Genomic DNA, 12,604 nt, shown 5'->3' on the forward strand with positions numbered 1-12,604 from the left:
AAGACCTGCAGGAAAGGATAAGCATGAGAATTAAGTACAGCATCATAGGTAAGCTTGCAAATTTAACAAATGTAGAATGGGATTTCCTGCTTTATATTGGCCGATATCAGGACCGCATGGGCTGCGTAGAGGGAGTATATTACCGTGATGTGATGAAAAACACTGGCATGTGCAAACAGTCTTTTTATAACGCCCTTGAAGGACTTGAAACTAAAAAGATTATCTCTTACTGTAAAAATAGTGAGATTGATTACGATATTCACATCTTGGAAAATGAATTTCCGACGCAAGAAAGCTTCAGGGAAGGATATATTAAGCTGAACCGTAAAATCTTCAGGAAAATACGGTTTAAGCAACTTAAAGCAAAGGAAAAGTTTCTGGTATTGGAATTTTTGAAGATTACACATGAAAATGCGTCCATTTACCAGATGACAAAAGAAAATTTTTTTACTAAATACTGTAAGATGTTGGGCGTGACAAAGAGAATGATCCGGAGCTATCTGCATCACCTCAAAAAGTTCTTTTCTATAGGTATTAAGAATGGTAAATATTTTATTACATATCTGTTTTCAGTTTTTAAGGATGACAATGCCAGGTCACAGGAACTGCAGCATTTAGATCACATGGTAAAAAAAGAATGTCAGCGCCGGTACATCCAATATGATCAGCAAACCATACAGGACACAGCAAAATTAATACAGCAATACCGCCAAGAAGTGGGCGGCACAAAAGAAATGCTGCTTGTCCTGGGTACCTGCATCGAAAGCAGCGTAAGCCAGCTAAAGAAACAGGAAAGGTATCTGAAACCTGACTACATACACAAGTTGGTGCGCATAGCTCTTGATTTACCCTCATATGCTTCTTGACAGATGCACTTGAGGATTTCTTGGCGTACAAAAGAAACATGCTTTAAACTGCAAAATACAATGCCACAAGATAAAAATAAAAAACAGAACCTCCAGCATACAGAAATTCCGAGAAAACGAAAGTCTTCCCGGAATTTCTTTTACATATAGCGGTCTAATTTTGTGCACCTATAAATTTTTCCAGTCCAATATTGCAGTCATATTTCCGTGAGCTGACAAAAGTAGTCCAAAAAGCAAGACGGAAACCACAAGTTTCAGTCTAATTCTATGCAGGGGCAGGACCTATTAAAAGTGCGTATTTTCGGGGGTTTTCAGAGATATTTATACTCTATATATTATATCTTATTATATTCATTCTCTATCGAGTAAATTCAATCTTCTATTAAAAACTGACGCCCGGCTGCGCCGGTTATACAAGTGGGTCTATATTGTAGATTTATCCTATATGTAGTACATAACTCTATATAATCTTATGATAAAGGAAAATAGAAAAACACAGAAAGTAAAAACACATACAAATGTTCACAGGAGTAATCTCAAAACGAGTAGGGGAAAAATGACAAATGTATAAAAATACAATCATAACGAATAAAAGGATATGTCATGCTTTAAAACATGCCTGTTTCGGGCGGCTTCTTGACAAATAGGTTATTTACAGCTATACTTTGAAACAGATAGGCAGCTATCACAGATATTTGTATCCATGTTATAAAGGAATCACTAATAATGAGATGTGTGACGGTTCTGACACATAGGTAAAATAAAAGTGACCGATCGATGAGATGCGTGACGGTACTGACGCATCGGTAAAATAATAATGACCGAGTGGTGATTCATTTGGTGGGAATACAAGCTGATTATGATTTACAAAAGAAATAAAAAGTGTTATATTAAATTTACAAAAGGAACAACCGCCCACAATGGTGGTTTGACCTGTAGAGATAGAAATTCCACCCTCTTACTTGCCAAAGTCTCAAGGGTGGTTTTTCTATATGTAACTAATGACTAATCAAATGAATGAATGTCAGTAGTGCCAGTAGAAATAATCCGAACTGCATTAAGTCATTGAAACTAAATTTGTTCTTCATATGCACCACCCCCATTCTATTGTAAAATGGAGGTCAGCCACCCTGTAACACGATTGTTCCTAACAATGATTTTAACACATATATTTTCCTAGTACAATAAGTCTATCATATAATTGCCTTGATTTGGCGGCAGCCAAATCCTGTTTTTGGATGTAATTCTGCAATTTTCTAAAAGAATCTTTTATGCAGAGCAGAGGCAAGAAGTATTCAACCAAACATAAAATAATCTCAAAAAAATCACAGACAAAAAGTTTAAAGGGTAACCCAAAGTAACCTAGATTTCCTAGATTAAGTGTGGTATTATATAATTGTAAAAAAAGATAACAGGAAATAAAAACAACTTGATATACTAAAAAGGAAATTGGAGGGATTGGGAATGGGAGACAAGTTGAAAAATTTCTTTAGTAAAAAAGTGGTAGTGGGAGCGTCAGTAGGGGCAATTGTTATTGCAGTAGCGGTGGTCGGTGTCGTACAGGCAGCGAATGGATCCACTAATGCACAGAAAGCAAAGACAGTGCAATCCGAAAAGAGCGTGAGTACCAATAAGTCAGAAGGATCCCGGAAAGATAAAAAATCTGATGCCAAGAGTTCTGAAAGTAAAAAATCAAATAGTAAAACTGAAAAATCTGCAAAGTCAACTGATACAAAAACAACAAAGGAAAAGGCGGATACGGCTAAAAAGAGTGACAACACTGGAACACAGACAGTAAAAGATACTCAGAATGCAAATACAGCAGCTTCTAATAGAAACAGTGCTGTCAGCTCAAATGATGCTTCGGAACCGGCGGCTGCGCCTATAGCGGAATCAGCTTCGGCTGCGGTCACAGTAGCAGAGCCTGCACAGGCTCCTGCACCGGTAGTTGATTCAGCTCCGGCCCCTGCTCCAGTAGCAGAATCAACTCCAGCACCTGCACCAGAGCCAACACCGGCTCCAGAACCAACGCAAACATCTGAGTCTAACGTGGGGGTAACGGACGATATTGATTGGGCAAGTGGAACCAGTGTTGTGCCTGTAGGAGACGGCTCGGCAGAAGTGAATGCAGACTTAGATCGTGTTGGCTGGTAAATAAATTCGTTAAATGGGAATGGGAGACGAGTTGAAAAATTTCTTTAGTATAAAAGTGGTAATGGGAGCGTCAGTAGGGGCAATTGTTATTGCAGTAGCGGTGGTCGGTGTCGTACAGGCAGCGAATGGATCCACTAATGCACAGAAAGCAAAAACAGTGCAATCCGAAAAGAGCGTGAGTACCAATAAGTCAGAAGGATCCCGGAAAGATAAAAAATCTGATGCCAAGAGTTCTGAAAGTAAAAAATCAAATAGTAAAACTGAAAAATCTGTAAAGTCAACTGATACAAACACAACAAAGGAAAAGGCAGATACGGCTAAAAAGAGTGACAACACTGGAACACAGACAGCAAAAGATACTCAGAATGCAAATACAGCAGCTTCTAATGGAAACAGTGCTGTTAGCTCTGTAAATGATGCTTCTGAACCGGCTGCAGCTCCTGCAACAGAATCAGCTCCGGCCGCAGCAACAGTTGTAGAACCCACAACAGCTCCTACACCGGTGGTAGAATCAATTCCGGCTCCGGATCCAGAACCGGCACCCACGTCAACTCCGGAACCGACACAAACTCCTACCCCAGCACAAACAGCAGGGTCAAATGTGGGAGTAACCGATGGCATTGATTGGGGAAATCTTAATCCAATTAATACGGATGATTTGGAAGATGGTTCTGCTGAGGTTAACGCAGATTTAGATCGTGTTGGCTGGTAAGTAAATTCGTTAAAAAAGTGAATAGTAAGAACATGATGAGAGAAGTGAGCATTTGCTTGCTTCTTTTTTCTTATGCGGAAAGGAACAGTAGTTATGAAAAACAATAAAAGCCCGCCTATTATTTCCGTCACAAAGCGTAAAATACATAAGGAGGTGTGAAATTGAATGTAAACAGAATATTGAGAAAGTGGATTCGTATTTTGCCATTGTCTTTTACAGTTACATTTATGTTAATTGGGTTTGTCATCAGCCCTATTGTTAGCCATGCAAAAGATGTAACTGCCATGAACCAGAAAACATTTGAGCGATTAAATGATTTAATCTTTAGATATAATAATTCGGCAGAATATTATACTACTGGAAACATTGTGACAACCACTAGGACGAATAGTATGGATGCCCCGTCGCTTATTGATCAAAATGATCACTTTTCGTTAAGTAGGTGGAAGTCCATGTATAATAACAGTATTTTTACTCGGGCTAAAAGGGAGGGAAAGCCAGCAACACTGTTTGAAATAAGAAATTTGAATTCTACAATTACCTATACATATAAAAATATGGGTATGCAAAACGGAAAGTCTGTTGATTGCAAGGTGACATACAGCGGATTTGTGCCTACTAATGACTATAATAGTGTCATATGGCAGGGATATTCCTATCCGTGCATTGACATCTCACATAGTATTACAGATGGATATTGGAGTATGTTTCTTAAACAGTTTCACATCAACATGGAGTTTGTCTATGAGGACGGTGCTCCGGCAAACGTTGCGGAGTTTTATTTGTATAATGGCTCAATGAACTTAGGGGAAGGAATTATATCGCCTTCTACTGCAACAATATTATATGTGCTAGCTGATAATAATATTTACCAACCAACGGACGGAGTTTTTGGCGGCCATTCCAGTTATTTTAATGATACTGTTGGTGGAGAGACTAAGACCACTACTGATGGACAAGTATTAAGGCCCTTTGACGCAAATGCAATTTCTATGAAATGTACAGGAAATTCTGTATCGTATACGGTATTCCAAAATAGTATAAAGAACAGTGATCTGATTGTAAACGGTGTAAGTTGGGAAACGGAGCCAAATACAGGAACAGGGAATGGGCCTAATAGTGATTTTTGGAATGCAATCTCCTTTTCGCCTTTGAGGTCATCAGTAGCACCGCTGCCGGAAAAGGCAGTCATTGTAAATGGTAAAGAAGCAACTAATATAGATAATGTCGATGTAGGAGACGAATTGCTCTTTAAAGTGAAACAGGAAGTTGAAATTCTTGGCATGAACGGGAGTGCTAAATATGATTCTTTTTCTCTGAAAGACAGTTTACCTATAGAACTGGATTACAAGGAAGCTTACGTTTTGGATGAAGGCACTGGTAAAAAGGTTGCTGCTTCAAATTATACACTTAATATTTCAGAAGATAAGAAAAGCATAAATGCGGCATTTACGTCAAATTTTCTTCAAAATGGTATGAGGTATGAAGGAGAAACCTATTCCCTTGTTGTAAAGGCTTTGGTAAATTCATCCACCTATGGTTTAAGTGCTTTCCAAAACAGAGGATCAACGATTGTAGATGGTGATGATGCCAATACAAACTCTATCAAGATCACAGCCAAGCCGCCGACTTTAGCTATTACAAAGTCTGCTTCTAAATATGAATGGCAGGTTGGTGATAAAGTTAATTATACCGTTAAAGTGACACATGCGATTGACAGCTCACGAGTTCCTTTTAAGAACATGATTGTTTCCGACATCTCGTTACCAAACGGGTTAGTAGCAACCGATTATTCCGTAGCAGGAGTATCCGGAGCAACTGTAGAAAAATCCGGGAATGGGTGGCTTGCAAAAGCGGCAAGGATGGAACCTGGACAATCACTCACTGTCACCTATCACTGTACGGCTATGGAAAGCGCAAATGGTAAGGAAACTGTTAATATTGCAAAAGCAAGGGCGGACAATGCTCCTGAAGTACAGGATAAGGCAGAAATCTATGTGAACACGGCAACACTACAGATAGGAAAAAATGTTTCCATGTATGAATGGCGTGTCGGGGATGAAGTGGATTTTACAGTGAAGGTAAAAAATACTGCAGCCGGGTCCATTGCACGAAATGTTAGGATTTCTGATTTAACGCTGCCTGATGGACTGAATCTGAAAACCGCTCCGTCATTATCAGCACCTACAAGCATTTTAAATCCGGTTTCCGGCAGTAAAACGGTTGCTGGGGAGACACAGAGCAAACAGGTAATCAGCAGTGTAGCGAAAAGTACAGGCGGCTGGACAGCAAGCATTTCCGACCTTGCAGCAAATCAGGAAGCGACTATTACCTTCCATTGCACTGCGGACAAAAATGTAAATGGGACTGAAATACAAAATACAGCAAGGACAAAGGCTGATAATGCTGTGGAAGTAAAAGCTGCCGCAAAGATCTGGATTAACACGCCAGGACTTAAAATTGATAAAAGTGCAGACATTGGCAAGGTAAAAGTCGGTGATCTCATTACATACACAGTGAAGGTTAGAAATACGAAAGCAGGGACACTGGCAAGAAATGTTGTAATTGAGGATGCTCTGGATGATGAGGCCGCTGCGTATGCGAAGCTGCAAAAGAACAGCATTGCCTTAACTGATTCGGACGGTAAGAAAATTGAGGATGCTACAATCTCGGTCGAGGGAAATTCCTTTAAGATTGAAACCGGTCGTATGCTGGTATGCCCACAAGAATATTATGGAATCTGGGATATAGACAATGCAAAAGATATGTCAGAGGGCAGTAAACTTAACCCAAAGGGTGTGACTAAAGAATCTGTCCTTACAGTTGAGTACCAGGTGAAGATTACCAATGATGAAGCCACTGGGGAGGAAATTAAGAATACAGCTGCGGCTTCCTGTGATGAAGGTGTATCGGTAAAGGATAAGGATACAGTTATGGTAAACGGGCCACATCTTGATGTTGTGAAAGATTCTGATAAAAAAGCATACACGACGGAAGAGACTGCGGAGTATTTACTGACGGTTCGTCAGACACGGGAAGGATACAGCGCAAAAGATGTGGTAGTCACAGATCATATCCAGGAGCCTGGGGCGACAATATTGGCAGACACAATCAAAGTCAAGATAAATGGTACTGTGATTTCACCGGATGTGGTAACGATGGAAGAGGATAATGCAGGGTTCAAAATGGAAACCGGACAGGATCTATCTGATGAGGATAAGATGAAAATAACCTATAACGTGAAATTTGCGCCCCTAGAGATAGATACTGTAGATGAGGAATATACCAATACAGCAATTGCAAAGGGGAGTAATACAAACGCTAGCCAGGACGATAATAAGGTCGCTGTGACAGAAAGAGATGCTGCTTTGCAAGTTGTAAAGCAGGCGGACAGGAATGATTATATTGTGGGTGATACCGGAAAGTACACCCTCCTAATATTGGAACAGGTAGACGGAGCCTCTGCAAAGCAGGTGACGGTAAAAGATACCTTTGATAAGGAAGGCATGACGATCATTGAAGATTCAATCACTGTGAAGGTCAATGGTGAGACTATTACACCTAAATCCATTATCCTAAATGAGGCCAAAAATAGCTTTGTGATTGAAACTGGGGTGGATCTATCCTGGAAGGATAAAATGAAAGTATTTTATGATGTGAAATTCAATCAGCCGCTAGAAAGTGAAGAAACGACCAATACAGCGGTTGTAAAAGCTGATAACAGTAATGAGGATACCACGGACTTCACAGCGACTGTGAAAGAAATTATCCCTGTATTAAAAGTGGATAAAGGTTCTGAAAAAGCAGATTATACAGTAGGGGAAACCGGAACTTATACTATATCGATAAAGCAGACCAAAATAAGAGGTGTTGCAAAGCAGGTTATCATAACAGATGCCTTTGATAAAGAAGGGATGATAATAGAGGAAGATTCCATAGTCATGAAAGTTAATGGCGAATCCATTACACCTAAATCCATTACTCTAAATGAAGCTCAAAACGGGTATGTCGTCGATACGGGTATGGATTTAGGAAAGCAGGACGTGATGACGCTCTCCTATGATGTAAAATTTCAACAAGCTGTAGAGGATAGAAGAACCACGAATACGGTTGTAGCTAATGCCGCAAATGCAGCAGAAAGCCAAGCTGATCATTCTGTAGTGGTAAGGGATGCCATACCTGTTCTGACTGTAGAGAAAGCTTCTGATAAAGAATTCTACATGGTAGGGGATACCGCAAAATACTTGATTACTGTGAAACAGGCAAAAGAGTATGCTGTTGCCAAACAGGTTGTCATAAAAGACAGATTTGACCGGGAAGGAATGTCCATTGTGGAAGAGTCCATTCAAATAAAGGTCAATAATCAGGAAATCACTCCTCAGCTTGTCAGTCTTAATACTGAAAAAAACAGTTATACCATAGAAACAGGTGTGAATCTGGTGCAGTCTGATATATTGACAATTACTTATGATGTAAAATTTGGACAACCTATTTATAAGGATGAAGCTACGAACACAGCGACTGCCAATGCAGATAATGGGGAAGAAGCGGTGGATAAGCTTACTGTATCGGTAGAACGGCCTGTGCCAACATTGACACTACTAAAGGAAGCTGATAGATCTGAGGCAAATAAAGGGGACATTGTCACATACGCGCTGACTGTAAAAGAGAAAAACAACTACGGGGCAGCAAAAAATGTAAGCATAAGCGATTCACTGGAGCATGAGGGTGTCGTTTATTTAAAAGATACGATTAAAGTCTATGATAAAGATATGGAGGATATCACAAAAGATTGCGAGATTACTGTAAATGACAGAGACTTTCAGATTAATACCCACGAAGAACTAGAACAGGGAGAAGCCCTCTCTGTTGTATATGAGACACGATTGGAAGATGTTCATGCCGGTGATGATATTAAGAATATTGCCATTGCAAAGGGATCCAATACGGAGGAAGTAACTGTAGAAGCACACGTACAGGTTCCAACTATTGCAGAAGCCGTAGAAACAGGCATTAAAAACCATGCGGGAGTATATGCAGGAATTGCTGTGGGTTTATTGGCGATTGCAGGAATACTTATAAAGCATAACAGGAGGTTTAAAGATGACGGTAAGATTTAAGATTTGGTGTCCCGGTTAAGTTTAGTAGTGGATAGACAGCGAGGTAAGCTCAGACGAGACTTACCTTTTTGTTGGACATTTTATTTGAATTAAGAAAACGTACCGGAATCCGGTACGGGGAGGAAAAATTGAAAAAATGGATAATCAGTATATTTTTTCTGATGCTCTGTGCCGGCTGCGGTATTGGGGCATTTTTCTTTTTTAGGCAAGGCACCGATACAGTGCAAGCTGAAAGGGAAAAGGCTATGCAGCCAAAATTAGTTGGTCTTTCAGACATTACGATTCAGGCAGGGGCTTCTCTGCCTGAATCTGTGAGCAGGGTAAAAGCAACAGAATCGGTTAGGAAGCTTACCGTTGATACAAGCAAGGTACAGACGCATATTCCAGGGATATATCCAATCTATTATTCTTATTCAGGGAATGATGGTAAAAAGTATCAGGAAGAAATAAAGTGCCGGGTGGAGGAAGAAAAAAACGTACCGAAATTAGATACACAGGATGAAAAAATTGTACCGGAATCCGGTACACAGGAAGAAGAAGTTGTGCCAGAATCCGATAAGCTAAACGAAAGCCACTTACCGATATCCAATTTTGGGGCACCTAAAACAGGGGACACAGGAAAGATGATTTTACAGGTTATTCTAATTGTCTTTTCTTCCGCAGCAATTGGAGTCATCTTGCATCGTAAAGTAAGTTACAAAAAAATATAAGGAGGTCAATATGGAAGAGATTACAAGTCTGGAAAATCCAGAAGAGTTTTTACAACAACTGCGAGAGATATATGATAAGCGTGAAGAAGAGTTTATACTCCGGGAACATGCACATCAGGAGAAAGATGCAGCGCTTAAAGGTATGCTTAAAGAGATTGCAGAAAGTAGGAATAAGCTGGACCTGCGGGAAAAAGAAATGAATACTCTGCAGGAGAAAATTAACCAAAAAGAGATAAACTTCAAGCAAAAAGTGGAAGAACTGGAAGTCAGAAAATCACAGGTGCAGGAGCGGGAGATAAAAATCAGGGAACAGGAAAAAGGCCTGATCATGAAACATAACTTGGAGCTGGAAACTGTACGAAATGAAGAGATGCGGCTCAAGCGACTGACAGAAGAATATGACTATAAACTTTCTCTGTTGGATGAAGGCATGGTAGAAACTTTGCAGCACACTGGGGATAAGGCAGATCTGACAAAATACATGCTTCTAAAAGAGCATGATGAAATGGTTACTGACTTAAATAAAAAGATACAAAGCTTACAGGCTGAGAAATCCACTCTGCTGACAGAACATGAGAAAACCGTTATTGATTTAAATAAGAAGCTGGAGGGTGCACATGCTGATAGAACTACTCTCATGAAAAAGATTGTGGAGTTAAATACGCAATCAATTGCAACGCCTGAGTTGGAAAACCCTCAACAGCAGGTAAGTTCCTCACAGTCTGATACTGGACAGGGCGAAAAACCTAAGGAGGCACAGAATCCGGGGCATGAAGCCCATGAAGAACTAACTGCAGAAGTACTCCTGCATTATCTGGAGAAGAATGAACCGGAACTTGAAAATGTTTCAATCAAACATTCAGATGACGGTGAGCAGCTCCAGGCTTCCTGCGGCAGACTGCAATATAGGTTCTTATTTACAAAGCCAGCCCAATTTGACCTCTTTGCAGAGAGAAAAAAGAATTCTCAATTGCGAAAGGTATTGGAACAATTGAACAAGGATCATCCAGGCGTTCAGTTCCGATATGCAGAGGCAGAGGGCTGTGTTTTTGCCACAGGTTATTTTACCCAGGATATAAATTCGTATGAGCTTATGGAACGGGTAAAGAAGATTAGCAACTGCTTTCACCAGGATTAGACAAATGCGGGAGGGGACAGTATGGCACATAATTATATAACTCTGGGTATACTCTTAGCATTTCTTTCCGGCGGCTGTATGGTTGTGTGTTTATTAAATCTTATACGCAGCGAAACCAAAAACAAAAAGCCACTCTATCTAAGAAAGCTACCTAAGAAACCATACCCGAAAGAGTTTGCAGATGCCCTCAGAAGGTCATATCATACAACGGGTGATATAAGAGGGATGTTGCTCCTATTACAGAGCAAATGGCAAAAAGGGACGGCTGCGAAGAGAATACCTGCAGCATTGGACTATCTGGAAAACAGCCGTTACCGTGACTATGAGACAACTTTTTTTTATCTATCTGACCAGTCTGCAGATGTTGATACTATTTTGCAGAAGATATTAGAAAAGGAGGTGCGAAAACAAAAAGGATTGGTCTGCAAAGGTTGAATATAGAAGCATAAGACATCGATTCATTCGGTGTTTTTTATTGCGAAAAATTTGAAAGGAAGAATTATATGAGAAAAAGTAATTGGAAATCAAAAGTATTGATTGTATTTGCGGTTTTAATAGGGATTGCCGCAGGAGCTGTTGCAGCTGTTACGATAAATGAAACACATCCGCAGATAACCGGACTGGCTTTTTTTGGAGTATTAGCTATTATTACAATTGTGATTGTTGCAGTAGGAGTGAAAATTCTGGGAATCGGGAGGGACTAGATACATGCGAAAAAAATTTGAGAAAAGAGTATTACGTTCCGGAAAAGCTTTGTTTTTGGCAACTTCACTTACATTGCTTTTTACTATGCCGGTTTTTGCGGCAGGCAGTGGTGCGTCAATCGTAACGAACGGTTTTGACCAAATCTATACAATTATTGCGGCCCTCGTATCTTCAATAGGTACATTACTTCTGCTTTGGGGGTTGTTTGAATGGGCGCAATCACTTAATACTCAGGATGGAGGTGCACAGTCTATGGCCTTCAAGCGTATTGCTTCAGGATTGGTAGCCACATTGGGGCCACAGTTGGTTCCGATCATCAATTCCTCAATAGGAAAAGCTTAGGGGGATATAATTATGCCAGAATGGGTAAGCGAACTTTTAAATGACATGTTCATGGGACCGTTTTTTGTGGCTGCAAAGTGGATCTGGAACTGGTGCATGGGCTTATGCACAGGAGTCATGACAAAATCCCCTCAGACTTTTTCAGCAGAAACGTGGCAATTCGTGACGGAAACACTGTATCCATGGTCCTTGGCAATCGGGGTAGCCTGTCTGAATCTGTTTTTTATCATCGGGTTTTTAAAGGCATCTTCAAACTTAAAAGAAAATATTACACTGGAGATGAGTGTGGAAGCGATGATTCGGCTTGTAGCAGTCAATGCGCTGCTGCAGGCCGGTCTTAAGCTTATCAGCACATTTTTTACCATGGCTTCCGCATTGGCGGGGCAGGTGGCTGGTTTCCAGCAGCCTGAGTTTTTTACCTCGGATCATGATATAGGTGCTAATTTATTTTGGTGGCTGTTTGGGTTTGGGTATTTTCTTGTTGCAGTGGTGTGTGCAATTCTTATTTTCCTGACGCTTTATGGCAGGTATATCAAACTGTATATGCTACTGATTACCTACCCCATTGCAATGCCCACGATTGTTGCTGGAAGGGGAGTAGACTCCACTGCTTATGCGTGGTTAAAAACATTCTTGTCCAATGTATTTGAGATTGTGGCGATTGCCCTTACGATGTCTATTGCAGGCAGGCTGATCAGCGGCATTACACTTCCGGATGCAGGATTTGCAAGCAATTTTGATGGCTTTAAACAAGGGATGCATTCCATTATATATATGATACTAATGGCAACATCCGTAAAGGGAACGCCGGCGTTTATAAATAAAGCGTTCAACCTGTAGATGTAGATTTTGAGGAG

10 protein-coding genes are annotated in these 12,604 nt (G+C 40.4%); all 10 read left to right on the plus strand.

Translation table 11 applies throughout. The features are described 5' to 3' along the window. The first annotated feature begins 23 nt into the window (after nt 1–23). The 10 genes from BN3456_RS05490 to BN3456_RS05535 all read left to right on the plus strand — a co-directional run bounded on the left by BN3456_RS05490 (nt 24) and on the right by BN3456_RS05535 (nt 12,587). A complete protein-coding gene (locus BN3456_RS05490) occupies nt 24–866 on the plus strand; it encodes a hypothetical protein (RefSeq protein WP_089983138.1) in 843 nt (280 codons plus the stop codon). 1,464 nt (nt 867–2,330) lie between these two features. Then, nucleotides 2,331–3,020 (plus strand): hypothetical protein, encoded by a 690-nt coding sequence (locus tag BN3456_RS05495; protein ID WP_089983139.1) that lies wholly within the window; start codon nt 2,331–2,333, stop codon nt 3,018–3,020. Nucleotides 3,021–3,051: 31 nt separating this feature from the next. Then, nucleotides 3,052–3,732: a hypothetical protein gene (locus BN3456_RS05500; RefSeq protein ID WP_089983140.1), complete on the plus strand. Its 681-nt coding sequence runs from the start codon at nt 3,052–3,054 to the stop codon at nt 3,730–3,732. A gap of 161 nt (nt 3,733–3,893) precedes the next feature. Then, entirely contained in the window at nt 3,894–8,852 is a 4,959-nt protein-coding gene (locus tag BN3456_RS05505; RefSeq protein WP_089983141.1) for an isopeptide-forming domain-containing fimbrial protein, read from the plus strand. 128 nt (nt 8,853–8,980) lie between these two features. Next, the gene (locus BN3456_RS05510) at nt 8,981–9,562 is read left to right on the plus strand and encodes a hypothetical protein (RefSeq protein WP_141654498.1); all 582 of its coding nucleotides are present in this window, start codon (nt 8,981–8,983) and stop codon (nt 9,560–9,562) included. 10 nt (nt 9,563–9,572) lie between these two features. After that, nucleotides 9,573–10,700: a hypothetical protein gene (locus tag BN3456_RS05515; RefSeq protein ID WP_089983143.1), complete on the plus strand. Its 1,128-nt coding sequence runs from the start codon at nt 9,573–9,575 to the stop codon at nt 10,698–10,700. 21 nt (nt 10,701–10,721) lie between these two features. Beyond that, nucleotides 10,722–11,135: a hypothetical protein gene (locus BN3456_RS05520; protein ID WP_089983144.1), complete on the plus strand. Its 414-nt coding sequence runs from the start codon at nt 10,722–10,724 to the stop codon at nt 11,133–11,135. A gap of 68 nt (nt 11,136–11,203) precedes the next feature. After that, entirely contained in the window at nt 11,204–11,404 is a 201-nt protein-coding gene (locus BN3456_RS05525; protein ID WP_089983145.1) for a hypothetical protein, read from the plus strand. Between the two features lie 4 nt (nt 11,405–11,408). Beyond that, a complete protein-coding gene (locus BN3456_RS05530; RefSeq protein WP_089983146.1) occupies nt 11,409–11,747 on the plus strand; it encodes a hypothetical protein in 339 nt (112 codons plus the stop codon). A 12-nt stretch (nt 11,748–11,759) separates the two neighbouring features. Then, entirely contained in the window at nt 11,760–12,587 is an 828-nt protein-coding gene (locus BN3456_RS05535; RefSeq protein ID WP_089983147.1) for a hypothetical protein, read from the plus strand. Nucleotides 12,588–12,604: the final 17 nt, after the last annotated feature.

It is taken from the genome of Clostridium sp. C105KSO13 (assembly GCF_001517425.1).
GTDB lineage: Bacteria > Bacillota > Clostridia > Lachnospirales > Lachnospiraceae > Muricomes.